The sequence below is a fragment of the Bartonella sp. LB28NMGDW genome, assembly GCF_042194435.1.
Taxonomy (GTDB): Bacteria; Pseudomonadota; Alphaproteobacteria; order Rhizobiales; family Rhizobiaceae; genus Bartonella; species Bartonella grahamii.
Genome location: NZ_JBHIMX010000001.1, coordinates 192,863 through 218,415, shown reverse-complemented (window position 1 = coordinate 218,415; position 25,553 = coordinate 192,863). Strand labels below are relative to the sequence as shown.

At 36.0% G+C, this 25,553-nt stretch carries 19 protein-coding genes; 14 read left to right on the top strand and 5 right to left on the bottom strand.

The annotated features are described in order from the left end of the window. The first annotated feature begins 123 nt into the window (after positions 1–123). Positions 124–957: a hypothetical protein gene (locus ACFIKG_RS00895; RefSeq protein WP_375651577.1), complete on the top strand. Its 834-nt coding sequence runs from the start codon at positions 124–126 to the stop codon at positions 955–957. A 745-nt stretch (positions 958–1,702) separates the two neighbouring features. Then, positions 1,703–1,891: a hypothetical protein gene (locus ACFIKG_RS00890; protein ID WP_375651576.1), complete on the top strand. Its 189-nt coding sequence runs from the start codon at positions 1,703–1,705 to the stop codon at positions 1,889–1,891. A gap of 1,302 nt (positions 1,892–3,193) precedes the next feature. On the opposite strand, the gene ACFIKG_RS00885 is transcribed toward ACFIKG_RS00890, so the two are convergent. From ACFIKG_RS00885 to ACFIKG_RS00870, 4 genes are all read right to left on the bottom strand, one after another. Then, entirely contained in the window at positions 3,194–3,979 is a 786-nt protein-coding gene (locus tag ACFIKG_RS00885; RefSeq protein ID WP_375651575.1) for a DUF1499 domain-containing protein, read from the bottom strand. Between the two features lie 534 nt (positions 3,980–4,513). Beyond that, positions 4,514–5,053 carry a hypothetical protein gene (locus ACFIKG_RS00880; RefSeq protein WP_375625103.1) on the bottom strand — a complete coding sequence of 180 codons (540 nt, stop codon included), beginning with the start codon at positions 5,051–5,053 and terminating at the stop codon, positions 4,514–4,516. Then, a complete protein-coding gene (locus ACFIKG_RS00875; protein WP_375651574.1) occupies positions 5,046–5,642 on the bottom strand; it encodes a DUF1214 domain-containing protein in 597 nt (198 codons plus the stop codon). The genes ACFIKG_RS00880 and ACFIKG_RS00875 overlap by 8 nt, the downstream gene beginning before the upstream one ends. Before the next feature lie 17 nt (positions 5,643–5,659). Then, the gene (locus ACFIKG_RS00870; RefSeq protein WP_375625746.1) at positions 5,660–7,810 is read right to left on the bottom strand and encodes a transglycosylase domain-containing protein; all 2,151 of its coding nucleotides are present in this window, start codon (positions 7,808–7,810) and stop codon (positions 5,660–5,662) included. Between the two features lie 348 nt (positions 7,811–8,158). Between ACFIKG_RS00870 and ACFIKG_RS00865 the strand changes: the two genes are divergently transcribed. The 12 genes from ACFIKG_RS00865 (at position 8,159) to ACFIKG_RS00810 (ending at position 22,847) form a co-directional block, all read left to right on the top strand. Beyond that, positions 8,159–8,395 carry a hypothetical protein gene (locus ACFIKG_RS00865; RefSeq protein WP_375625100.1) on the top strand — a complete coding sequence of 79 codons (237 nt, stop codon included), beginning with the start codon at positions 8,159–8,161 and terminating at the stop codon, positions 8,393–8,395. A gap of 21 nt (positions 8,396–8,416) precedes the next feature. Further along, positions 8,417–9,082, top strand: a complete 666-nt coding sequence (locus ACFIKG_RS00860) for a response regulator transcription factor (protein ID WP_375625188.1) — start codon at positions 8,417–8,419, stop codon at positions 9,080–9,082. Next, a complete protein-coding gene (locus ACFIKG_RS00855; RefSeq protein WP_375619337.1) occupies positions 9,082–10,500 on the top strand; it encodes an ATP-binding protein in 1,419 nt (472 codons plus the stop codon). The genes ACFIKG_RS00860 and ACFIKG_RS00855 overlap by 1 nt, the downstream gene beginning before the upstream one ends. Positions 10,501–10,734: 234 nt before the next feature. Beyond that, positions 10,735–11,505, top strand: coding sequence for a tetratricopeptide repeat protein (locus ACFIKG_RS00850; RefSeq protein WP_375648477.1), 771 nt, complete (start codon positions 10,735–10,737; stop codon positions 11,503–11,505). A gap of 77 nt (positions 11,506–11,582) precedes the next feature. Next, positions 11,583–12,062: a cytochrome c maturation protein CcmE gene (gene ccmE / locus ACFIKG_RS00845; protein WP_375625097.1), complete on the top strand. Its 480-nt coding sequence runs from the start codon at positions 11,583–11,585 to the stop codon at positions 12,060–12,062. 7 nt (positions 12,063–12,069) lie between these two features. Continuing rightward, positions 12,070–14,049 carry a heme lyase CcmF/NrfE family subunit gene (locus ACFIKG_RS00840; protein WP_375651573.1) on the top strand — a complete coding sequence of 660 codons (1,980 nt, stop codon included), beginning with the start codon at positions 12,070–12,072 and terminating at the stop codon, positions 14,047–14,049. Between the two features lies 1 nt (position 14,050). Next, positions 14,051–14,503 (top strand): cytochrome c-type biogenesis protein CcmH, encoded by a 453-nt coding sequence (locus tag ACFIKG_RS00835; RefSeq protein WP_375625753.1) that lies wholly within the window; start codon positions 14,051–14,053, stop codon positions 14,501–14,503. 187 nt (positions 14,504–14,690) lie between these two features. After that, entirely contained in the window at positions 14,691–16,202 is a 1,512-nt protein-coding gene (locus ACFIKG_RS00830; protein WP_375625755.1) for a Do family serine endopeptidase, read from the top strand. 72 nt (positions 16,203–16,274) lie between these two features. Continuing rightward, positions 16,275–16,961 (top strand): response regulator transcription factor, encoded by a 687-nt coding sequence (locus tag ACFIKG_RS00825; RefSeq protein WP_012754868.1) that lies wholly within the window; start codon positions 16,275–16,277, stop codon positions 16,959–16,961. Further along, positions 16,958–18,340 (top strand): ATP-binding protein, encoded by a 1,383-nt coding sequence (locus ACFIKG_RS00820; RefSeq protein ID WP_375651572.1) that lies wholly within the window; start codon positions 16,958–16,960, stop codon positions 18,338–18,340. Before ACFIKG_RS00825 ends, ACFIKG_RS00820 begins: the two co-directional genes overlap by 4 nt. Positions 18,341–18,417: 77 nt before the next feature. After that, positions 18,418–21,363 (top strand): bifunctional [glutamine synthetase] adenylyltransferase/[glutamine synthetase]-adenylyl-L-tyrosine phosphorylase, encoded by a 2,946-nt coding sequence (locus tag ACFIKG_RS00815; protein WP_375625091.1) that lies wholly within the window; start codon positions 18,418–18,420, stop codon positions 21,361–21,363. Positions 21,364–22,028: 665 nt separating this feature from the next. Continuing rightward, positions 22,029–22,847, top strand: coding sequence for an outer membrane protein (locus ACFIKG_RS00810; protein ID WP_375625090.1), 819 nt, complete (start codon positions 22,029–22,031; stop codon positions 22,845–22,847). Between the two features lie 1,376 nt (positions 22,848–24,223). Here the strand turns inward: ACFIKG_RS00810 and ACFIKG_RS00805 are convergent. After that, positions 24,224–25,114, bottom strand: coding sequence for a metallophosphoesterase family protein (locus ACFIKG_RS00805; protein WP_375651571.1), 891 nt, complete (start codon positions 25,112–25,114; stop codon positions 24,224–24,226). Positions 25,115–25,553 lie beyond the last annotated feature (439 nt).

Sequence of the window (25,553 nt, the reverse complement as noted above, 5' to 3'; positions counted from 1 at the left end):
TTATACAGTATTTTTATTGTTATTTATACAAATTATATTTGACATTTTCTAAAATGAACAATAATGAATTTTCAACTGTATCGTTGTGATACAGTTATTTTTAATAATAAAAGGAGGATTTAAATGGGTAGTTCAAGCTCATCAAATGATTCAAGTAGTAACTCACATCCAAAAAGTTGGCTTTTTCCAGAAGATGATTATAGTACAGACGCTTATGCCCAAGCAGCAGGTACAGGAGGCATTGTAGGAGCAATATTAGGAGGTGGTGCTGGTGCAGCTGGAGGTTCTATTGCTGGACCAGGAGGTGCAGTTGCTGGCTTACTCGGTGGAGCAGTAAGCGGCGGAATAGGAGGAGCTGGTGATTCAAGTAGTAACTCACATCCAAAAAGTTGGCTTTTTCCAGAAGAAGATGATTGTAGCGCAGGCGCTCATGCCCAAGCAGCAGGTGCAGGTGGCATCGTAGGAGAATTAATAGGAGGTATTGCTGGTGCAGTTGGAGGTCTTTTTTCTGGACCGGGAGGTGTCGTTAATAGCTTTGTCAATGGAGCAATAGGAGGTGGACTAGCAGGAGCTGGTGACGCTGTGGTAGATAAATACAATGCATGCTATACGGCACCAAGTTGTGAAACAAGCGATTATGTTGAAGCAGCTGTCATACACGGAGGCATAGGAGCAGCAAGTGGTGCAGTAATTGGTTTAGCAGCTGAAGGTGTTGGCGTTTTACCTGGAGCATTGGTAGGCGGATTAGGAGGAGCTGCTGACGGTTTTATAGATAAGTACAATGAATGCCATCCGAATCCAAGTTGTGAAGTAAGCGATTATGTCGAATCAGCAGCCATAAAGGGAGGCGCAGGAGCATTAATTGGTTTATTAGGTGGTCCGGAAACAGCAGTAGCAGGCGGATTTGGAGGAGCTATTAACGGTTTTAAAGATAAGTACAATCAATGTCATCCGTAAAGTAGAGGGAGGCTGTTTCTAATTTATTTAGAAAATAGCTAGTAAGATATTTCTGAGATCAGTGATATTGTAAACATACTTTAAAGCTATGGCTAAACTGATTTCAGGGATATTTTTGTGTGTGATAATAGATATTTTATTTTGGATTTTTTTGTTATGAATACTTTTACTCGCTCCTTAGTAACAGCAATTGGATTTGGATTTTGCATGTTTTTTTACAATAGATTTAAAGGTGAGAACTGGAGTATAAAAAGGACAATATTATCAACAATTATGTTTTTTATATTATATTATTCTGGAAATTTATTAGTTAAATATATGGGAATTTTATAAAAATTATTTATATATAGAATTATAATTATTTGAATTATACTCTATTGCTCTCTCTCTTAAATCATTCATAAAGTAGATGAAATTTCAGTCTGGATTTTTTGTTATGCATACTTTTACTGGCTCCTTATTGGCAACGTTTATATATGGATTTTTAATGTTTTCTTACAATAGATTTAAAGGTAAGAACTGTAGTATAAAAATGGAAATATTATCAACAATTAGGTTTTTTATATTATATTATGCTGCAAATTTATTAATTGAATATATGGGAATTTTAAAATAACATAAAATAAAGTTATTATCAGTATTTTATTATTTATTATAATTTATGTATTTTTACAAATTATAGTTTATTTTTTGCTAAATAGCATGCTCATCACATGATTCAATTAGTAACTCACATCCAAAAAGTTTGCTTTTTCCAGAAGAAGATGATTGTAGCGCAGGCGCTCATGCCCAAGCAGCAGGTGCAGGCGGCATCATAGGAGAAGTAATAGGAGGTATTGCTGGTGCAGTAGCTGGTCTACCTAGAGTAGTAGGAGGCGGATTATTAGGAGCTGCTATCGGTTTGATAGATAAGTACAATCAATGCTATCCGTAAAGTGGAAGAACACTGTTTCTAATTTATTTAGAAAATAACGATAAAGATATTTCTGAGATCAGTGATATTGTAAACATACTTTAAAGCTATGGTAATTGATTTCAGGAATATTTTTGTTTAAGACAATAGATATTTTATTTTGGATTTTTTTGTTATGAATAATTTTACTGGCGCCTTATTGGTAACGTTTATATATGGATTTTCAATTTTTTTTTACAATAGATCTAAAGGTAAGAACTGGAGTATAAAAAGGAAAATATTATCAACAATTACGTTTTTTATATTATATTATTTTGGAATTTTATTAGTTAAATATATAGGAATTTTAAAATAATATAGAATTACGTTATTATCATTATTTTATTATTTATTATAATTTATATATTTTTACAAATTATATTTGATTTTTTGCTAAATAGCATGCTTATCAAATGATTAAAGTAGTAACTCACATCCAAACAGTTGGCTTTTCCAGAAGAAGATGATTGTAGCGCAGGTTCTTATGCTCAACAGTAGGCACAGACGGTCTCGTGGGAGCCCCCCGTAATTAGGAGGAGGGGCTTGGGTGCAGTAGCTGGTCTACCTAGAGCAGTAGGAGGCGGATTAGGAGGAACTGCTAACGGTTTGATAGATAAGTACAATCAATGTCATCCGTAAAGTGGAGGGACACTGTTTCTAATTTATTTAGAAAATAGCTAGTAAGATATTTCTGAGATCAGGGATATTTTTGTTTATGATAATAGATATTTTATTTTGGATTCTTTGTTATGTATACTTTTATTAGTTCCTTAGTGACAGCAATTGCATTTGGATTTTTCATGTTTTTTTTCAATAGATTTAAAGGTGAGAACTGGAGTATAAAAAGAATAATATTATCAACAATTATATTTTTTATAATATATTATTCTGGAAGTTTATTAGTTAAATATATGGGAATTTTAAAATAATATAAAATCAATTTGTTATATTATTTTAAAATATAATTATAAGGTGTTATTTGTAGAGTTATTTATAAAAAATAAGTTATTATTTTTATATAATATTTATCTTTAAAAAATTTTTACTGATTACATTGGGATAGATACTTTAAATCAGTATTGTCATCAAGAGTTCTGTTTTTTATTTCCTATTTTTGAATCTTTTTAATTATTTAAAGAATGAGTTGTTTTGAGATTATTGTCTTTTGTATAAGCATTGTCAGTTTATAGTTTTTGAAAAGTGATTGTTTGCTTATGTATCATGATTTATTGAAAAATAAGCAATTTTTGTGAAATAAAGTGTCTTCTCTCTCGCTCTTGATCGTTATTCATCGTCTTGAGAAAGAGGAAGTGACGCGATTTCTGTATCAAGGGCATCCATAAAATCGATAATAAAAGCAGCATTTGTCCCCAAATCTCTTGGCAAATAACGAGAAGCAGAACGCATATCAACAAAAGTGGTATCCCCTTCATCAGTTAAGCGTATCACGATATCCGAAATAAACCCAAGGTAAAAAGTTTTTGCTCTCGTTTCAATATAAAGCGCATTTTCTTCACCTTTAAACTCTCGTTGAGCCACAACAGGCCAATCATAGTCTGCTAAAACATTAAGAACAGATTCGCGAATACGGTCAGGTGAACCATCATAACGGCGCCCCGATAGTTCTGGCCATTGTGACATCTGTAATGTTTCTTGTTCAGTCAAAACACTTTTGAGCGGTAAAGCATCGCTGGGACGTATTGTGCGAAAAAAAGCCGGCGGGCTTTGTGTATCGGTAGAAATATCGTAAAGAGCCGGTAAGGTAAACCAAAGTCCAAAAAATAACATCAGTGGTGTAGCCGTTATTACCGAATAAATGATCCCTTTTAAAGCTTTCATTCCCCCTAGGGCTCCATAGACCCATAAGCTGTAAAGTGCTTTTAAAGCAAGAAAAAGAGAAATAATCACACAGCCGGTAGAGATTCCGATCAAAATTATGAAGTCGGTTACGTTAATGACGGAAAAACGTTGTAAAATGACTGAAAATAATAAAATAAAGAACGCTAATCCACCAAATCGAGGGGACCATACTGCTGCTCTTGAAACGAACCGAACATATCTCTTCTTCATGAAGTTTTTTCCCCTCAATTGTAAACTATAAGCCAAGTTTTTTCAGAGTGCCTATCTTACAAAAAGCTTCTGCTTATAAGAGAAAAATAAAGCACTTATTTTTGAGGTCAAGGATGCATAATGTCTTATAAGTTTCCAGCGATTATTTTCGCACTTCATGGAAGGTAATCAGTATTTCTTCTATAGTTTATCATGTCATTGATGCGAACTTTATGGAAACGTTTGTAAATAAAAAGAAATAAATTCAAATAGCAAGCTTACAGTCGTTAACAGCATATTTTTCTAGAACTTTACTCTTGATTTTTCTCTTCTGATTGCGGGGAGTTTTTTCTGTCAGATAATGCGTATCAAATAGGATATGATGATGTGCAATAGAGATTTCATTCTACCTCAATAAAAAATTGAGGGATCTACAATCAGACAAACTTGAATTCGAGTATTCGATTAATAGAGAAAAAAGATAACCATTTTTATATGCTTTGTTGATTTTGTATAGAAAGTAAGGTGTTGTACAAATGAGAGGTTAGTCCGTTTTTATTCATAAAATATGCGGCAGGTCGCAGATGAAAGGAAAGCTTCACTTTCCTTTTTTGCAAGTGAAGAAGGGGCAAAAATACGTAAAATGACAAAACCTTCATTCAAATTTTTAGCAACCAAAACTGAATTAGCATTTATTTTAGGTTTTGATTTTTTGAGTTCTATTATTTGTATTGGTTTTCCAATAATAAGATCGAGTGTAGCATCAGGGGCTGTTCGGTCATTAAGGCTATAGAAAATAATTCCTTTGTGTGTGTAAGCAGCGAGTGACCAAAATTGTCGTGTTTTCAAAGCTTTTAAATGAACAGGTCCATTTTCAAGATTAAATCTGCAGACTTTAAGAAGAAAGAGTGGATCAGCAGATTGTTGAATAGGATTATCGGGAGTAAAAGCAACAAATTGATAAGGGGCGCCGGATTTTTTAAGTGCTGTCCATATATTATTTTGTGCCCAATAGGGGATGAGAAAGAGAACGCAAATATGAACGATAATAGCGCCAATGATTGCAAGAAGTGCGATATAAATGAATCTAGTCACAATTTATTTGTCCTGATGGAATTTGTTCTATTGATGGCATTGTAAGCTTTTGTAATGCCGTTGCAGAGATGATTGGGGTATCGTATAAGGTAAGAATAAGCCCGAATTCTTTTTGACTAACTGTTGCAAGCCAATTGCCGGCTTGCGGTGTAGGTGAAATATTGATGCGCAATGAGCCATCATGCTCATAAGTAATAGCGTTCGTGTGGAGTTCAAAAGGTATTTCTTTGGATGAAGTATAGGGCTTTAGGGATTTGTCAGCTGTATAAAGGGTAAAAAGACGGGTTTCAGGAATGGTGCCTTTGAGCAAATAATCACAGCGAGGGTGGAGTGGACGCCCTTGGTTATCTTGCCAAATCTGGAATTGTATACCTTCAGTACGTCCGAGTGAAACAATGCCTTGTTTAGCGGTGCGGGCGCGGGTATAGGGATCCATATTGGCGGTTCCCATTTGTGGATAAGCACTCCATTTTCCAATTCTAAAGAGTCCAAAATGATGAAAGGAATTGAGCACATAATCGACACTCAATTTTCCACATAAAATAGAAAAAGCGAAGATAAAAAAGAAAATGGTGATATTAAAAAACATCAGTGAATATCTTGAATTCAAAATGTTGAATCTCCAGTTGTTTTCATCTTCAAAGAAATTGCAGATGGTTTTTTCAGATCTTTGTTAATCAATCGCACAATATTCAATGTTTCAGGAGAAAGCGTAGAGGGTGTTGGGGGAAAAAATTCAGAATCTACATGGGAGGAAAGTATTGGGGGATGATAAGGAAGAAGAGAATCTTTAACACCATAGAGTTGTTTGAGCATAATATTTTGGTGTGCAGCAAGCATGATGCGTTGCCATATCATGGCAGGGACTCCACCCCCAAAAGCACGATTCATCGGTGAAAAGTTATCATTTCCCATCCATACCGCTCCAGTATAATTACCAGTAAAGCCAACAAACCAAGCATCACGATAGGATTGTGATGTTCCAGTTTTCCCAGCGACAAGAGTCATAGGCAGAGCAGCACGCTTACCAGACCCTCGTGTTGTGACACCCACCATCATTTGGTTCATATAAGCTGTTGATTGTTCACTCAGAACTCGGTGTAATTTTTTTCCGTTATGTTCGAGATCCCACACGACACGACCATCAATTGTTTTGATTTGTGTAAACCCATGACGATTACCAGCTATCCCGCCATTCGCAAAGACATTAAAGCCTGTAGCTTGATCCATGGGGGTCATGTTGGAAGTGCCAAGAACCATCGTTTTGTGTGATAAAATATGCGCGTTAATCCCCATATTCTTGATGAGATCTATGATGGGTTGGGTATCGCGGTGAAGATATTGATAGGTGAGATACACAGGGACTGTATTAATGGAAAAAGCTAAAGCTGTTGCTAAATCAATTTTCCCCAAATAACGACCAGAATTATTTTTTGGTGTCCACCCCCCCCAATTGATGGGAGCATCTAGAACGATTGTTGAGGGAGACAGTCCGTGTTCCAGTGCGGTTGCGTAAACATAGGGTTTGAATGAAGAACCAGTTTGCCGTCCGCCTTGTGTTGCTCTGTTAAATTGACTCTTTTTATAATCTAGTCCTCCAACAATTGCGCATACGGCACCGTTATTATCGAGTATAACAGTGGCAGCTTGTGTTACGCGATATTGTTGACCATATTGATGTAAATGATATGCAATTGATTCTTCTGCTGCTTTTTGAATATTCGGATCAAGGGTCGTTTGAATAATTAAACTATGGCTTGGAAGTTGATTACGCATTTTTTTGACTTCCTCGAATGCCCAATCAAGAAAATAATCAGCCTGATTATTTTCTATTTGGGGAAGTGCCCTAGCAGGGTGGCGATGCGCATTGATAATCTGGCTCTTCGTCATAAAGCCACTATTAACAAGATTAGAAAGGACTACATTGGCACGTGTTTGAGCCGCAAAGAGATGACTATGAGGAGCATATTTTGTTGGAGCTTTAAAGAGTCCTGCTAACATAGCAGATTCACTTAAGGATATATGACGTATGTTTTTTCCAAAATAAAATTTTGCCGCTGCGGCAATACCAAAATTATTTCCTCCCATATAGGCCCGGTCAAGATAAAGTTGTAAAATCTGTTTTTTGCTAAAATTTGCTTCTAGCCAAAGAGCAAGATAAGCTTCTTTGATTTTACGTGTTATGGTTCTCTCGTTTGTTAAGAATAAATTTTTAGCCAATTGTTGTGTGAGAGTTGAGCCACCTTGCACCACACCGTTAGCTTGCATATTTTGTGAAATTGCCCGTGTAAGTCCTTGAAAATCAATACCCCAATGATCAAAAAAACGACGGTCTTCTGTAGCAAGAACCGCTTTAATGACAGTGTCAGGCATTTCTTCAACGGGGACAGAGATCGCTGGCAATGCACCACGGTGCCCAATGGAATTTCCATAGCGATCTAGAAAAAGAATGGAAAAGTTTTTAGGAGAAGACCAATCTGTTTTGGTCAGTTCAAAAATAGAAATGCCTAAAATAGTGAAAAGAGTAAATCCCATCAACCCTAATGTCAGTATTTCATCGAGAACTTCAACGATAAAACGTTTCCATCCTTGAAGATGAAAATTTTGTGAGACGATTTTTGCCTTTTTCCAGAAAAAACTGTTAGCAGAACGAATGTGATAAAGCGCTGTGTCTAATCGTGCGTCTAATTCAATGAGAGCAGGACTGTGAAATGGCTTACGATGTTGCCTTTTCTTTTTTTTAAAAAAATCAAACATTTAAAGAGAGCCTATGGCAAAGAAATACAACCAAACAAATCTACAATAATTATATGGAGTAGAAGTATTTTTTTGCTATAGTGCTAACAGAGAAAGAGTTTATTTTAGAATTATTCATTTTTCGTAAGATAGTGTATTAAGATTTTATTATTTTATTGAATAAATTTTATTCTCATTATTAAAAATATTTTATTTTGAGTTTTTAAAAATTTGGAATAATATTAATGTGTTCTTCTGTAAGATAGAGGATAAATTATTTCCATTTGTGATTTTTAAGTCGACCCAAAAAAAACATTATTTCTTTTATTCTTTATCAAGGAAAAGAAGAGATGGGTTATTGAAATATTTATGATGAAAAAAAAATTCTTGTTTGTAATAATAGCAGCTTTTTTAGGAGCAGATTCTGTTCTAGCTTCTGGGTGTGCTGAAGTAGGTAAGAAGGTTGCCGCGCAAGAGAGCGGGGTTCTCGTCCGTTCAAAATCGGTAGTTCAGGACGGAAAGGACATGTGTGCAATTGTAGTTGTTGTACCAGCCCGTAATGGTGAAAAGTTACGTCGTGTTGAGTTTTTTGTTCCTGCTGATTAGTCTTTGGCAGATGGTGTTGTGATGCGTATCTTAATCGTTGAAGATGATCGGAATCTTCACCATCAATTAGTAGAAGCTGTAAGACGTGCAGGATATGTCTCCGATAGTGCTTTCGATGGTGAAGAGGCTTATTTTTTAGGTAGCACAGAGTCTTACGACGCGGTGATACTTGATATAGGTTTACCGTATATTGATGGTATTCGTGTTGTTGAAAAATGGCGTCAAGAAGGGCACTCCATGCCTGTTTTAATGCTAACAGCGCGAGACCGTTGGTCTGATAAGGTGCACGGTATTGATGCTGGGGCTGACGATTATGTTGTGAAGCCATTTCATTTGGAGGAAGTGATGGCGCGTTTACGGGCATTAATTCGTCGCGCTACGGGACATGCGACAAGTGCATTATGTTGCGGAAATGTTTTGTTGGATACGAAGACGTCTCGTGTTTTTGTGGATGGTCAGTTGATTAAACTAACATCTTATGAATTCAGACTACTTTCGTATCTCATGCATCATTGTGATAGGGTCATTTCAAGAACAGAGCTTACTGAACATCTTTATGATCAGGATTTTGATAAGGACTCGAATACGGTGGAAGTCTTTGTAGGTCGGTTACGGAAAAAGCTTGGAGTGGATTTGATTGAAACTATTCGAGGAATGGGGTATCGCGTGAGAACGCTAGGTGATTAATGAATACTTTCGAAGAGAATAATTGGTGTAGGAGGTTCTTTTTTGTAATTACTCGATCTCTCAGTTTACGTGTTATGGTCTTATCAACATTATGGGTTGTTATTTCTCTTTTATCGATTTCTGCAGTAAGTATTTTATTTTATAAACGTTCAACTGAACAAAGCCTAGAGCGTATTCTTTCTGCTCAACTCTACAGTCTTATTGCAACAGTGACGGTGTCATCGGAAGGTACTTTGAGAGGAGGGGCTGGGATTGATGATATTCGTTATTCTGATCCAACAACAGGATGGTATTGGGAAGTTGTTGCGATATCCCATAATTTAAAAGGAAGATTGACATCCCCCTCATTGGGAACAGGCGAGATATTTACACCAAGTGATGTTGATATACCTTTTGACAATAAGTTCTTTCGCTCTTATCGGATAAAGGGGAACAATGGTCAAAAGCTACAAGTGATTGAGAGTGATGTTGTTCTTGATAATGAAAATCATATTGCACGTTTTCGGCTTGTTGGGAATATCGATGAAGCTCATGCCCAGGTAAAGGAATTTAAGCGAACTTTGCAAATTTTTCTTTGGAGTTTTGGTATCGGGAGTGTCCTTATTAATATTGCTATTATTTTCTTTAGTTTTCAACCGTTGAAGCTTATTCGACGCGCATTGAATGATATTCGCGAAGGAAAAGTTCACTATGTGAATACGGATTTAGTAAGCGAAGTAATGCCGCTTGTACAAGAGATGAATGCTCTCATTAATAATAATCAGCGTATTATTGAGCGATTTCGCACACAGGTTGGTAATCTTGCTCATTCATTGAAAACGCCTCTATCCGTGATTATGAATGAGATAGATAAGATGCGCGGAGAAAAGGCTTGTTTGTTGAGAGAGCAAACGCAAATAATGCAAGCTCAAATCAATCATTATCTTCAGCGTGCGCGGATTGCAGCACAATGCGATAGTATTGTCTATCATACGTCTGTTCGCAGTGTGCTTGAACGTTTAGTGCGGGTTATGAAAAAGCTTAATCCTGAAAAACAAATTCAATTTATTATGGATGTTGATGATATTGTTTTTTCTGGAGAGAAGGAAGATTTAGAAGAAATTATAGGGAATTTGATTGAAAATGCTACTCAGTGGTCTCGAGCAAAGGTTTTGATCTCTTGTTGTTTAGAAGAAAATGTTGAAGAAACAGAATATTTTAGTATCTTTGTAGAAGATGATGGCCCTGGTTTAACAGAAGACAAAATGGAGGAAGCATTAAAAAGAGGGCGGCGGTTTAATGAAAGTAAACTAGGGGCAGGTTTAGGGCTAGCAATTGTTTCAGATATGGTCAGTGAATATGGTGGCAAGCTCTTTTTATCACGTTCTGATTTGGGTGGGTTGTATGCAAAAGTTTTATTACCTAAGATGGGAGAATAACATATTTTCGCCTTAAGCAAGAAATGTCTATAAAGTTTGTAAAGCAGTATTTTCAGATAATACATAAAGAGTAGGGAAACATTGTTTTTAGTTTCTTTGCTTAATTGATATATATGATAGATATTTATAATATTTTCCATGAAAAAATGAATTTTTATCAGTTCACATCATTTTTCTCATGAAGAGGGTAAAATGTAAGCGAGTCATTCTCTGTTTGTATTGGAAAAAAATGATATGCTCTTATTAATTTTTGCAGCATTTTTTCTGACTTTTCTGGCAAGTATTCTTTTTCTTTCACTACGTTTTGATGATGAGATAAAGAAAGAATGGAAAGTTCAAACCGCGGATGGTTATAGAAGTCATAAGCATACGATTGAGTTTAACAAGCTTTATATGCATTATAAAAAAAGAAATATTCTTAAGGCTTTAAGTATTTTATTTGTTCTTCTTATGACATGGAATATTTATGGTCTGACAGGCAGTCCAGAAGTGAAAAGTTATTTTTTTAGCGAATTAATGGATAAGGATCCTAAAACTCTTAGTAAGCAAGAAAAGCTTATTCGTTTACAAGTGCTTTTTTTCCGTGCACCTCATGATGGCAAGCTAGCAGATGCGTTAGCGGTAGGGTATCTCGAAGAAAGCCTTTTTCAAGAGGCTGTGAATACTTATTTAGACGCACTTCGTTTGAATGGAGAAACAGCTCCAAGGCTTGTAGGATATGGTTTAGCATTGGTTGGTTATGAAGGGGGAGTGATAACGCAAGAAGCACAAAATGCTTTTCAAAAAGCAGCAGATTTAGCGCCAACAGATTTTTATCCACGTTTGTTGTTGGCCGATGCATTGCATCAAGCAGGAAAAACTGCGCAGGCAGTGCAATTTTTACAAAGCTTTCTTGATACAATGCCTGAAAATTTTTCAGGACAATCACGTGTTAAAAAAATGATGATTCAGTTACGTGATTTATCGCGTGAGCATACAGAGAAAAGAAATCTTGCACCTATGTAGAAGATGTGCAAAGCTCTTAAGAAATAAAATATTGATACTTAATTATAACGTATTTAAACTTTTTTCGCAGAGTGTCTATGAACAGTCAATCTTTAAAGAGTTCTGCCTCATGGAAGGTTATTTTAGAGCAGCGAAAAAAAAGGCGCTTACTGATCATATTATTATGTTGTTTGGTTATGACAATTGCAGCAAGTCTCATAGTGTATGCAATGCGTCATGCGGTCAGTTTTTTTAGAATGCCCTCTGAAATTACAAGAGAAGATATTTTAACGGAGCGCCCTTTGCGTTTGGGTGGCTTTGTTGAAAAGGGAACCGTTCAATATGTTGGAGAGAGAGGCGTTATTTTTTTTGTAACGGATAACAAAAAACATGAAAAAGTAGTTTTCAACGGTGCCTTACCGGATCTTTTTCGTGAAGGTCAGGGAGTGATTGTAGAAGGGCATTTTGATAAACAGGGTTTTTTTATAGGGATGCGTATTTTAGCAAAACATGATGAAACTTATATGCCTAAAGAAACAGCTGATCGTTTGAAAAAATATTACAGTATGGAGAAATAATTCGATTGTGCTTGTCGAACTGGGTCATATTTTTTTAGCTGCAGCATTTTCAGTAAGCTTATTAGGGGCGTTCTTACCTGCTTTAGGTGTTTGGTGGAGAGAGCGTTTGTTAATGCAAACAGCTGTTCCTCTAGCATATATCACTTTTACATTACTACTTTTATCTTTTTTAGTGATAATTTATGCTTATGTCGTATCTGATTTTTCTGTTTTGAACGTTGTTGAAAATTCTCATTCAGAAAAACCGATGCTCTATAAAATTATAGGTGTTTGGAGCAACCACGAAGGCTCTATGTTGTTATGGGTTTTAAGTCTTGCTTTTTTTAGTGCATTGATGGCCTTTTTTAGCCAACATTTTCCAGAAGATTTTAAGACGCTTGTTTTAATTTGCCAAAGTTGGATTACAAGTGCTTTTCTTTTATTTATTCTTTTTGTATCCAACCCATTTTTACGTGTGAATCCACCAGCATTACAGGGAAATGGTCTCAATCCTCTTTTACAAGATATCGCATTAGCAATTCATCCACCGCTACTTTATTTAGGTTATGTCGGTTTTTCACTTTGTTTTTCTTTTGCCGTTGCGGCATTGATTGTGGGACATGTTGATAGAATTTGGGCGCGTGGGATTCGTCCATGGCTTTTACTTTCTTGGTGTTTTTTGACATTGGGTATTATGGTTGGCTCCTATTGGGCTTATTATGAGCTAGGATGGGGGGGCTATTGGTTTTGGGATCCTGTTGAAAATGTTTCGTTTATGCCTTGGCTTTCAGGAACGGCTCTTTTACATTCTGCTCTTGTTCTCGAAAAACGAGAAATATTGAAAAGTTGGACTTTGTTTTTAGCGCTGCTTACTTTTTCCCTTTCTCTGATGGGAACTTTTCTTGTGCGTTCGGGGCTTTTAGTTTCTGTTCATAGTTTTGCTGTTGATCCAGCACGGGGGCAAGCAATTCTTGCACTTTTATTGTTTTTTACAGGAGCGGCTTTTCTTCTTTTTGCTTTGCGCACCCCTATTTTAAAAACAGGAAATTTTTTTCAACCAATTTCACGTGAAGGGTTTATTGTTTTAAATAACTTGTTACTAACAACAATAACAGCAACAGTATTGATTGGTACGCTTTATCCTTATTTTATTGAGATATTAACAGGACAAAAAATTTCTGTAGGGGCTGCTTTTTTTAACCTTACCTGTGGACCGCTAATGGTTTTGCTGTTGTTGTTTGTTCCGTTTGGGACAATGATGGCATGGAAACGCGGTGATTTTCTTGCAGTTTTTGAACGGTTATGGTTTGTTTTTGTATTGGTTGGTATCGTCTGTTTTATAATATTTTATGCGACATCTGTGCGTGATATTTTTGCCGTTTTAGGGATTGGGCTTTCAGCGTTTGTTTTTTTAGGCAGTTTAGCGGATCTATGGGGAAAGAGTGGATATGGCAAGAGAGCTTTTTCAGTACGCGTTAAGAGATTTCTTGGATTGCCATGGTCTACTTTTGGTGCAGCAATAGCACATATGGGATTAGGTGTTACATTATTTGGTATTGTTTGTGTGGCAAGTTTTGGGCAAGAACGTATTTTAATCATGAACGTAGGGGATAGGGTGACGATAGCGGATAAAACGCTTCATTTTGATGCAGTGTATGATGATGTTGGTTCGAATTATTCGGCAATGGAGTTTTATTTTAAAATATATGAAAATAAAAACATTGTGGGTCATGTAACAGCCTCAAAGCGATTTTACTCGAGCCAAAATACATCAACAACAGAAGTTGGTCTGAAAAATCATGGCTTATCGCAGCTATATATTGTACCAGGACATATCGATAATCGGGGTCTTGTTGTGCATGTATGGTGGAAGCCTTATGTAATATGTATTTGGTTAGGGGCATTCATGATGGCTATGGGGGGATGTCTTTCTCTTCTGGGGTATTGGTTTCGCATTGGTATGTACAATAGGGTAATGCCTGCTTTAAATTTTTGGAAAAGACATTGAGATGAAAAAAATTCTTTGGATTGTATTTTTTTTAATTGCAACGTTTCCTTTTCAATTAGCAATAGCAGTAGAGCCGGATGAGATTTTAAAGGATAAGATTCTTGAAGCGCGAGCACGCCATATTTCATCGCATTTACGTTGTCCGGTTTGTCAAAATCAATCAATTGATGATTCAGATGCTGCTTTAGCACGTGATTTACGGCTTTTAATTCGGGAAAGGCTAAAAATGGGCTATAGTAATCAGCAAGTCACTGACTTTCTTGTTGAGCGATATGGTGAATTTATTCTCTTGAAGCCACCATTGAATAAAATAACTTGGTTTTTATGGTTTTCGCCTTTGATCATTATCATCATTGGCGCAAGTATCATATTTTTCCACTTCAAACGGAACAATCATGAGAAAATAATGAGTTATGTGAATGAAGAAGAACAGCCAAAAATGCCATTGCATTAAAAAAGATGTTATATAAAAGAAAAAAATCAGATCATCTGCAATGAGCATACAATCTTATTGTAATTATATTAGGGAATACTGAAACCTTACAAAACTTTAATAATTTAGACAGAAAATGGTAAGGTCTGGTGTTTTATAAGTGATCGAAATTGGAATAAAGGTATGATTGAATAGGAGCATAGAGTAAATGGTTAAAAAGGCTTTCTTTAAAACATTTGTCGCAGTGAGTTTTTCTGCGATATTGGAAAGTGCACTGTTTTTTAGTGGATGTACATCAAGCTTGTGGATAACAAAGGCTCATGCAAGTTCTGTATTTACTTCGTTAATACAACAACAGGGATTTGCCGATATTGTTGCTCAAGTGAAACCAGCCGTTGTAGCAGTACAAGTAAAGAGCAATAAAAAGAAAGAAGATAGGTTCTTTAGCAACTTTTTTAGTGGTCCAGGACTTGATCAATTACCAGACCAGCATCCTTTAAAAAGATTTTTTAAAGAGTTTTATGATTTTGATAAACCTAAAAATAAATTTCCCCACCAATCGCAAAGACTCCGTCCTGTTGCTTTTGGATCGGGTTTTTTTATTTCGTCTGATGGGTACATCGTGACCAATGATCATGTGATTTCTGATGGAACAAGTTATACTGTTGTTCTTGATGATGGTACAGAATTGAATGCAAAGCTCATTGGGAAAGACCCCAAAACCGACCTTGCCGTATTAAAAGTGAGTGATAAAAGAAAATTTTCCTATGTTGATTTTGGTGATGATTCAAAGCTTCGTGTTGGGGATTGGGTTGTTGCCATTGGGAACCCATTTGGCCTTGGTGGAACTGTGACAGCAGGTATTGTTTCTGCACGTGGACGTGATATTGGCACTGGTGTGTACGATGATTTTATTCAGATTGATGCTGCTGTTAATAGAGGAAACTCTGGTGGTCCAACGTTTGATCTTAATGGAAAGGTTGTTGGGGTTAATACAGCAATTTTTTCTCCTTCTGGAGGAAATGTTGGGATTGCTTTTGCTATTCCGGCAGCGACTGTAAAACAGGTTGTACAACAACTTATTGAAAAAGGTTCAGTTCAACGTGGTTGGTTAGGTGTTCAGATTCAGCCGGTAACAAAGGAGATTTCCGATTCAATAGGTTTGAAAGAAGCCAAAGGTGCTTTGGTTACTGATCCGTTAAAAGGACCGGCAGAAAAGGCTGGTATTAAAGCGGGTGATGTAATTATTTCAGTGAATAATGAAAAGGTTGCTGATACGCGTGAGCTGGCGAAACGTATTGCAAATATTAAACCAGGAGAAACGGTAACTATAGGGATTTGGAGATCAGGTAAGGAGGAGAGTATCAAGGTTAAGCTCGCTTCAATGTCTGAAGATGAAAGTAAGAAAGAGGCTTCAAAATATTCAAATGAACGGGGTGATTTAGATGAAACATTGGAAGATTATGGTCTGATTGTTATACCCTCTGATGATGGTGTAGGGGTTGTCGTAACGGAGGTCGATACCGATTCAGATGCTGCAGATAAAGGGATACGCCCTGGTGATATCATTGTGACAGTAAATAATAAACCGGTTAAACGAGTCTCTGATATTGTTAGCACAATAAAAAATGCTCAGCAGTTAGGACGAAAGGCTATACTCTTACAAGTGCGAACAAATGATCAAAATCGTTTTGTTGCTCTTCCAATTTTGAAAAAATAAGGCTTTAGTTGTAGGACAAATGTTTATTAAATATTTGTCCTACAACATAATAAAGTAATGGAGATACGTTTTATGAAGATACTCGTTATTGAAGATGATCATGAGACGGGGCATTATCTCGAAAAGGCTTTTTTGGAAGTAGGGCATTCCGTTGATGTTGCTTATGATGGGGATACGGGATACGCTTTAGCGACCACGGAAAATTATGACGTTATGGTTGTTGATCGAATGCTTTTGCATCGTGATGGTCTTTCTATTATTGCTGAATTGCGCGCTAAAGGCAATGAAACACCGGTTCTTATTCTGTCTGCTTTAGGGCAAGTCAATGATCGTGTAACGGGGTTGCGTGCAGGGGGAGATGATTATTTGACAAAGCCTTATGCTTTTTCTGAACTTCTTGCGCGTGTTGAAGTTTTACAACGGCGGAAAAATCCTAAAGAAGCAGAAACTGTTTATTGTGTAGGTAATCTTGAGCTTGATCGGCTAGCACATACGGTAAAACGGGGTGATAGAAACATCCTATTGCAACCACGAGAGTTTCGTTTACTTGAATATTTGATGCGCTATGCGGGGCAGGTTGTTACACGCACTATGCTTTTGGAAAATGTTTGGGATTACCATTTTGATCCACAAACGAATGTCATTGATGTCCATATCTCCCGTTTGAGAGCCAAAATTGAAAAAGATTTTGATGTTCCCCTTCTCCATACCGTGCGTGGAGCTGGGTATATGCTGAAAGCACCAGATAACAAAGCATGAGTCGTTTGATTAATATAATGCGCACGACGGCGCTAAGGCTTTCAGCACTTTACATTTTATTGTTTGGATTGGTGGCAACAGGGCTTTCTATTTATATGACGGCATTTTCTGCTTCATTGTTAACAGAGCAAACTGAACAGGCTTTACATGAAGAATTAAAGTATATTGAAAATGCTTATAATTATGGAGGATTATCCTTATTAATGCGCACTATTGATTATCGTTCAAGACAACCAGGAGCATTTCTTTATCTTGTCACGGATTCTATGGGGCGTATTTTAGCAGGAAATGTAGCACGTATTGAATTAGGTCTTTTGAATCAGAGTGGTTTTATTTCTACCTCTTTTTTATACTCCCGTTTTGGAGAACATGGCAAAACAAGTGAACATCGCGCTTTGGCGGTTATTGTTGATTTACCTAATGCTATGAAGATTCTTATAGGACGCGATTTGGATGAGCCAGAACGTTTTGCAGTGGTTATTCGTAAAGCTGTGGTCATTGCACTTGCTGCAATGGTTGGAGGCGCTTTACTCATATGGTTTTTTGTTGGCAGGAGAGCTTTACAAAGGATTGATCATGTAACGGCTGCATCACAGCGCTTGATGGATGGTGATTTCAGTGGGCGTTTACCTGTCTCTGGAGTAGGGGATGAGTTTGATCGATTGTCAGCTAATCTTAATGTTATGTTAGACCGCATTGAAGAGTTAAATATTGGTTTACGTCAAGTATCAGATAACATTGCTCATGATCTGAAAACGCCGTTAACGCGTCTTAGAAATCGCGCTGAAGAGGCGCTTTCAGGAAATAAGACAAAGCTTGAATATCGTCAGGTCCTTGATAGGGTTATTGCAGAATCAGATCAACTTATTTGTACGTTCAATGCGATTTTAATGATTTCACGTATTGAGGCCAGCAGTGCGATTGAGCATCTTGAAATGATGAATATGAAACTGATCCTTGAAGATGCTGTTGAGATTTACGAACCTTTTGCTGAAGAGTCAGGTGTTTTACTTCGGTTGGGGAATATATTTGATAAAGAGCTTAAGTTGAATCGTGAGCTTGTTGCACAATCAATTTTTAACCTTATAGATAATGCCATTAAATATGCGTCTAAAGGTGAAAGGAAAGCGGAGGTTTGCTTATCAATGGAATATCGTGATGAACATTTATTAGTTGTTGTGAGCGATAATGGACCAGGAATAGCAGAGGATAAACGTGAAAAAGTGACAGAACGATTTGTTCGTCTTGAAGAAAGCCGCACACAACCTGGGTTTGGGATTGGTTTAAGTATAGCAAAAGCAGTTATGAAGCTTCACGGGGGTGAGTTGTTGCTTGAAAATGCAAATCCAGGGCTTAGGGCTGTTTTGTTATTTCCTTAAAGATATTTTTCTTCACTTTTCTCTTTTCATACGTAACAACTATTTTAAAAGTATAAAGCAATAGAAAGGAAGGCAAAATGCTTTTCAAGGGAGCGCAGACGAAACAAGCTTTTTTAAAAACACAGCTTCTCCCTTTATGCCCTCTCGATAAAAGTGGTTCCCAATGGTTAAAAGACATGGAAGAACAAGCAAGGGAAGAAGGTTTAGAATCTCTTATTTCCCTTATCTTAGAGAGTGGAACGCAGATTGATTTTATCAGTTCAGTTATGACCTTATCTCCTTTTTTGCGTGAGGTTTTAATTGCCAATCCATCATATCTTAGTGCTTTATTAAATGTTGATATAGAAACAAGGCTGAGCGAAATTATAGATGATATTACGGCTATTGATAAGGATGAATCTATAAATGAAACTTCATTAATGGCTGCTTTAAGGCGCAAAAAAAGAGAAGCGCATGTTCTCATTGCTTTAGCTGATTTGAGTGGTGTTTTTACTTACGAAGTTTCATGTGCTTGGTTGACACGTTTGGGCGAAGCAGCATTAAGTGTAGCGCTGCGTTTTCTATTAAGAGAAGCGCATGATCATGGTAAGATCAATTTATTAAGCCGTGAGAATCCAGAAAAAGACTGTGGTTTAATTATTTTAGGGATGGGAAAATTAGGAGCAGGGGAACTTAATTATTCTTCTGATATTGATCTTATTGTTTTCATTGATGAAACATCACCTCATATTGGTAATCTTTCTGAAAGTGTTGACGTATTTTCTAAAATGGTACGCCGATTAATCCGTATCATTCAAGAACGCACTGCGGAAGGATATGTTTTTCGTCTTGATTTTCGGCTTCGTCCAGATCCAGGATCAACCCCTTTGGCCTTACCAGTAAGGACTGCCTTGCGGTATTACGAAGGGCGTGGACAAAATTGGGAACGAGCAGCCATGATTAAAGCACGTCCAGTTGCTGGCGATAAGAGGGCAGGTTTTAACTTTCTTAAAGAGCTTTTTCCCTATGTGTGGCGGAAATATTTAGATTACGCTGCTATTGCTGATATTCATTCGATCAAACGTCAAATTCATGCGCATAAAAATTACGGTCAAATTGCAGCTTATGGGCATAATATAAAGTTAGGTCGTGGTGGTATTCGTGAGATTGAGTTTTTTGTTCAGACACAACAGCTTATTGCCGGTGGGCGTTTTCCTCAATTACGTGGACGTCAGACAGTTGCAATGTTAGCAGAACTTCACACGCTTGGTTGGATTAGTGAGAAAACAAGAAATAGTCTTATAAAAAGTTATGCTTTTCTTCGAAATGTGGAACATCGGATTCAGATGCTTTTCGATGAACAAACACACCTTCTTCCAAATGATATTGCTCAATTCACGAGTGTTGCCTATTTAATGGGTTATCAAGACAGTAACAGTTTTATCCGTGATTTATTAAAAACACTTCAGGTTGTTGAAAAACATTATGCAGCACTGTTTGAGAATGAGCAAGAACTTGGTTTAGAAATTGGTAATTTAGTTTTTACAGGTGAAGAAGATGATCCGGAGACATTAATAACGTTAAGCCGTTTAGGCTTTGAAAGAGCAAGTGATATTTGTCGTATTATGCGCACTCTCCATTGTGGTCGTTATAAAGCAACGCAATCAGCCGAAGCACGCGAGAGATTAACGGAATTAACACCAGCTCTTTTGAAAGCTTTTGGTGGGACAAAACGAGCTGATGAGGCGATGTTGCGTTTTGATAGTTTTTTACAGGGCTTACCTTCAGGAATTCAGCTTTTTAGTCTTTTACAGTCTAATCCCTCTCTTTTGGATATGCTTGTCCTTATTATGGGTGCTGCTCCACGTCTTGCAGAAATTATTACACGCAGATCCCATGTTTTTGATGGAATGTTAGATCCGAATATTCTTTCAGAATTACCAACAAAAGCGTATTTAGAAAAACGGCTTGAATATTTTCTTGAAAATATTCTTTCTTATGAGGAAATTCTCGACCATTTAAGAATTTTTGCAGATGAACAACGTTTTTTAATTGGTATTCGAATTTTGAATGGTGCAATTACAGGAGAAAGAGCGGGTTTTGCTTTTACTGCGCTTGCTGATCTTATGATTACAAAAACATTTGCTGCCGTTCAAGAGGAATTTTCTCGTCTTCATGGTAGTATTAAAGGGGGGCGTGTTGGCATATTGGGTATGGGGAAGCTTGGAAGTCGCGAATTAACAGCAGATTCCGATGTTGACCTCGTTTTGCTTTATGAACACGATGATGATGCAGAAATATCTGATGGAGAAAAGCCTCTTTATATCTCTCAATATTATACGCGTTTAGCACAGCGCCTCATTTCTGCTTTATCCACTCTTACAAGCCAAGGTGTTCTTTATGTCGTTGATTTAAGGTTACGGCCGTTAGGCAATAAAGGACCTGTTGCTGTTTCTTTTCCATTTTTTAAAAAGTATTATCGCCAAGAAGCATGGATATGGGAATATCTTGCTTTAACAAGGGCTCGAGGCATTGCAGGAGATCCTGATTTTTTACAAAAGCTAGAAAATGAAGTGTGTGCAATTATTGCTATTTCTCGTGATAAGAAGGAAGTTGCAAAAGAAGTATGTGAAATGCGTTCCTTGATTGCAAAAGAAAAGCCGCCAAAAAATCAATGGGATTTAAAAACGATGTCTGGTGGCATTATGGATTTGGAGTTTATTGCTCAATTTTCTCTTATTACGCATGTCATTGAGTTTCAAATTGGAGCAACAACAGCTGATATTTTAGATCACTTACCAGACAGTTTTCTTAATCAGTCATGTATTGCTGATTTACATTATGCCTATCATCTTTATACAAATTTGAGTCAAATTATACGGCTTTGCTTAAATGATTCTCTTGATCCCAATGATATGCCACCTGGATTAAGTGACCTTTTGTTAAATAGTGTTGGGGAACCTGATTTGCTTCGTGTTGAAAAACTAATTGCAGAAACTGGGCAATTGGTCTGTTCAGTTTTTACAAAAATCATGAAACATTAAAATAATTTTATAAGAATAATAAAAATTATTAATTCCGTTTTTATATATTAATTTTTGTCTTTTATTTCATTACACACTTGAGAGGGTTAGAGTGAAGTTCTCTACTGGTTTCTCAAGTGTGATGAAAAAAAATTTCTGTTAGATGTGTCATTCTTTATACAAAAAGCGATGAGTGACGAGTTTAGTGAATGATATTCTTTATGAGCCTTATCTCATGTGTATGATAAAAGCATATGGGTCATTTATTAAGCAGCGGTATATCAGATACATTTATGAATTAAGGGATATTCAACACAAAAATATATGCAAGAGTGTTTTTATCGTACATATTTATATAAAAACTTATAGAGATTATGTCTCATTACACTAATAATACCAAAATATTAAAATCAATATGATAAAAATCTTTATTGATTACATATCTCATTTTTTCAAAAAATTGATATTATAATTATTTGTATAATCATGATTAATATGAAGCTATAAAAGCTAATATGTAATAATTAATGGAAATATAAAGCATATTTAAATTTTTTTATAATATTATTTATTAAAACTAATTTTATTTTTTTATAACTGTGTCATTTTTGCTATAGATTTTAAAAAAAAACTGTGAAACTATTTACTATTATTTATGTATCACATTAGCTTTTAGGGGAGCAATTATGATTACAAAGTATTTAGTCTCAACATCTATCTTTTCTTTAATTTCAATTTCTGTAGTACAGGCGGCGGATATGGTTACTCCTGAACAGCCCGTTCCTGTTATTGCAGCTCCTGCTTTTTCTTGGACAGGATTTTATCTTGGAGGACAGATTGGTAGCTTTTCAGGTAAAACAACTGCAAGTTATTTAAAAGATGAGACGGGGATATGGAATCCAATTGGAAAGGAGGATTTACCTAAACTTTCTGGTTTTATAGGGGGAGTTTATGCAGGTTCCAATATTGATATCGATAATGGTTTTATTATAGGTATTGATACGGATATTATGTGGTCTGATAAAAAGGGTACAAAAGATATTAATCGACCCAAAAAAAGTCAAACTGAAGAAGATTCTTCAGAAGAAGCAAATCTAACAAGAGATTCTCATGAGGAGGATTCGACAATACCTATTGAAGCTGTACGTCATACTTTAAAACAAAAATGGGCTGGTGCTACGCGGGTGAGAGTTGGTTTTGCGATTGAGCGTGTAATGCCTTATGTTTCTGGAGGGATTGCTTATACGCAACTTCAGAATATTTTTGGGTTAGTTGCTGACAGCAACAACAGAGCAGTTAATTTTTCTGATTGGTTGCATGATGAAAAAAAGACCATGATTGGTTATACCCTCGGAGGTGGTGTTGATTTTGCAATGGCTGATAATGTTATTGTGCGTGCAGAATACCGTTATTCAGATTTTGGTAAGAAGAAGTTCGTGCATGATAAATTTGAAATGGGCTACAAGACAAACGATTTCCGCGTGGGTGTAGCTTATAAATTTTAGTTTTTGCCGAATTAAAAATTCAAAAGTCTCATTTTAGAATGAGGCTTTTATTTTTTAGATATGTGCAGTGAAATATCCTTCACTCAAAAGAGTTACTATTTTATTCGAACAATACGTTTATTTATAAATATAATTTACTTTTTCATGTTGAGTGAGAGACCCAAGTATCATAAGATTTTCTCATTTTAAACCTATACCATGTTGAACCAGTGAAAACCATGTCTTTTGCACGTCAAAAGGAGGGAGAGCCGTGAGATAAAAAACATGAAAGAAAGAATAAAAATACTCCTTATGAACCTTCTCAAGTGCCAAAGGCTGTCGCTGCATTGGGACTTGGCAAAGTGTGAGATTTTGATACTAGCTGGCTTTTTCATAAACGTAAAGATGGTGCTGCTAAATGGACTTATCATTACATTATTCATAGGTGCTGTGGGAAATGGATTTGGGTGCTTTAAAAGATGCTTTTTTAAAACAAACACATGAATTGGCAACTTAATTGCGTTTTGTTTTATTTGAAATACCTCTCATACAATCGACGTTTCTGTTTTTCATTGTCGTAAGATATTTATTTAATAACAAAAAATCGTTAAAGCACGTAAAACTACATCCGCAATAAAACTTAATAATAATAATTTATATTAATAAAATATCTATAAAGATTATTATAAAGTGATTTATAGGAAAAAATAGATAGCAAATTATGAATTTATCGAGACATAAAAAACATTATTAACTATGCCTATTATAGAAATAGAATCTATTATTTTTATAAATCTTTTAAATGTACGATAATAAATGTCGAATGAAATAGTAGGGGATTATTTCAAATATATTTACGATAAATCTGTATTGACGATAAATCAATCAACATCATTTGTTCATGAACTACAAGTATGTTTGGTTATTGAAATTATATACTTTAGTTATTGATTTTCAGGTATAGAATCTGAATGAGGTTCTCTATTATTCTATAGAAGATACATCACTGTAGTGGTATAAGGATTTTGCGCATTAGATGCTTTTGGAGGAGTGTATGATAAAATTCAAGGCATGATTTGTGTGTAGAACTTTGTGAAGTCAATCACATGCACAATTAGCAGGTGGAATCTGTGCGACAAGAATCTGGATTATTTATAGATCAGGTGTGGTAGAAGTTTTCGTCCTTTAGGACGGGAAGGAAATAGACCGATGAGCTTGTAAAGCCAGTCATATAAGAGGGGTAGCAGATAGAATTCTCTGAGAGAAATTAATTTATCGACAGAGAAAGTGAAACTTTGTCTTTTAAGGAGAAAAAGGGAAATAAGAATTATGATTTCCAAAGGGATATGAAATAAAAATATTTTCGTTTTTGGTTGTTTTGGCAACTATGAAGGTGTTTAAAGATTAATTGTTTCAATACATGCAATCTCGTTTTGAGGGTTGATAATGCTATAACGTTGCAATTGGCAGTACCATTGATTTTGTAAGTGTTCAATGGAAAATAAATTAAAGCCTGCGGGTGGTTTTTTATCACCAAAAGCTTGTGATGCGGAAGGAACACCAACAATAGGAATTTTTTTAATTGGTCCTTCAATGTAATTCAATGTGGGTAAATGAGTATGTCCGTGAAGAATAAGTTCGCAACCGTGATATTTGATAACGTCTAGAAAACGTTTTATATCTCGTAGTTTTTTATGCCAAGATGTTGCCTTGGGAAAGGGGGGATGGTGAATCATGACGACACGAAAAAGGTTACGCTGTGCTGCTTCCTTTAAAAAGAGCGGTAAAGTTTGCGCTTGCATTTTACCAAAATAACCAGAAGCTTGAAAAGGTGGTGTCGCGATGGCTGAAGAAGTTGCTATGATGGCGACATTTTTGCGAATGCGCATATAAGGAAAAAGAAAGGCGCTTTTTTGAGGGACATCACCTGTGATCCAAGGTTTAAAAAGAGTACATGCTTTTTGGAAAGCACCGCGGACATAGGCGTCATGATTTCCAAATGTCAAGGAAATATCTTGAGGTTGTCCTAAGTTAAGTAGCCAACGATGTGCTTGTTCAAATTCCTTATCTAGAGCAAGATTAACAAGATCACCAGAGATCACAAGATGATCAGGTTTTTTTTTGTTCAAGACATCTATTAAAGTTTCTAGGACATTTGTTACCATTTGACTCTTACGTTTTCTTTGCCAATTCAGATAACCGGTAAGACGCTTTCCAGAAAGTTCAAAAAGGGAAGGTTGCGGGAGAGGGGAAAGATGTACATCCGATATATGGGCAAGATAAAACATAAAAGCTCGTAGAGTATTAAAAATGATTTAGATAATAAGCATAAGATAAGTTGATACTTAAAGGCAAGAAGGATTGTAAAATGAAAAATAGCTTGTTGAAAATATGAGAAAATTCTTTTAAGAATTAACGCTGTATTGTATTTTTTATGAAAAGAACAACATAATACAACATATCATTCTTGGTAGCCGATATGTTTTTTCTATGATGGGATAGACTTTAAAATGATGGTCATAAAGTTTTAAGACTTTTAAACAGCTTTCATACGACCACACATTATCATAAAAAATCTAATTATTCAGTATAAAATGCAAAAGAATGTATTGTATTTATCAGGAATTTTTACGGTTTTTGGCTGCCATGTATTGCTTTTAACGGGAGATTTTTTCACGCAAAACAGAACGATTCAAGAAGAAGATCCCAAATAAAATATCATTGTGT

What these genes read in the sequence shown, in the direction of transcription:
- ACFIKG_RS00830 (WP_375625755.1), top strand. Translation starts at nt 14,691, where the DNA reads ATGGTTAAAAAGGCTTTCTTTAAAACATTTGTCGCAGTGAGTTTTTCT.
- ACFIKG_RS00895 (WP_375651577.1), top strand. Translation starts at nt 124, where the DNA reads ATGGGTAGTTCAAGCTCATCAAATGATTCAAGTAGTAACTCACATCCA.
- ACFIKG_RS00855 (WP_375619337.1), top strand. Translation starts at nt 9,082, where the DNA reads ATGAATACTTTCGAAGAGAATAATTGGTGTAGGAGGTTCTTTTTTGTA.
- ACFIKG_RS00860 (WP_375625188.1), top strand. Translation starts at nt 8,417, where the DNA reads ATGCGTATCTTAATCGTTGAAGATGATCGGAATCTTCACCATCAATTA.
- ACFIKG_RS00885 (WP_375651575.1), bottom strand. Translation starts at nt 3,979, where the DNA reads ATGAAGAAGAGATATGTTCGGTTCGTTTCAAGAGCAGCAGTATGGTCC.
- ACFIKG_RS00805 (WP_375651571.1), bottom strand. Translation starts at nt 25,114, where the DNA reads ATGTTTTATCTTGCCCATATATCGGATGTACATCTTTCCCCTCTCCCG.
- ACFIKG_RS00820 (WP_375651572.1), top strand. Translation starts at nt 16,958, where the DNA reads ATGAGTCGTTTGATTAATATAATGCGCACGACGGCGCTAAGGCTTTCA.
- ACFIKG_RS00815 (WP_375625091.1), top strand. Translation starts at nt 18,418, where the DNA reads ATGCTTTTCAAGGGAGCGCAGACGAAACAAGCTTTTTTAAAAACACAG.
- ACFIKG_RS00825 (WP_012754868.1), top strand. Translation starts at nt 16,275, where the DNA reads ATGAAGATACTCGTTATTGAAGATGATCATGAGACGGGGCATTATCTC.
- ACFIKG_RS00835 (WP_375625753.1), top strand. Translation starts at nt 14,051, where the DNA reads ATGAAAAAAATTCTTTGGATTGTATTTTTTTTAATTGCAACGTTTCCT.
- ACFIKG_RS00875 (WP_375651574.1), bottom strand. Translation starts at nt 5,642, where the DNA reads ATGTTTTTTAATATCACCATTTTCTTTTTTATCTTCGCTTTTTCTATT.
- ACFIKG_RS00810 (WP_375625090.1), top strand. Translation starts at nt 22,029, where the DNA reads ATGATTACAAAGTATTTAGTCTCAACATCTATCTTTTCTTTAATTTCA.
- ACFIKG_RS00850 (WP_375648477.1), top strand. Translation starts at nt 10,735, where the DNA reads ATGCTCTTATTAATTTTTGCAGCATTTTTTCTGACTTTTCTGGCAAGT.
- ccmE (WP_375625097.1), top strand. Translation starts at nt 11,583, where the DNA reads ATGAACAGTCAATCTTTAAAGAGTTCTGCCTCATGGAAGGTTATTTTA.
- ACFIKG_RS00870 (WP_375625746.1), bottom strand. Translation starts at nt 7,810, where the DNA reads ATGTTTGATTTTTTTAAAAAAAAGAAAAGGCAACATCGTAAGCCATTT.
- ACFIKG_RS00865 (WP_375625100.1), top strand. Translation starts at nt 8,159, where the DNA reads ATGATGAAAAAAAAATTCTTGTTTGTAATAATAGCAGCTTTTTTAGGA.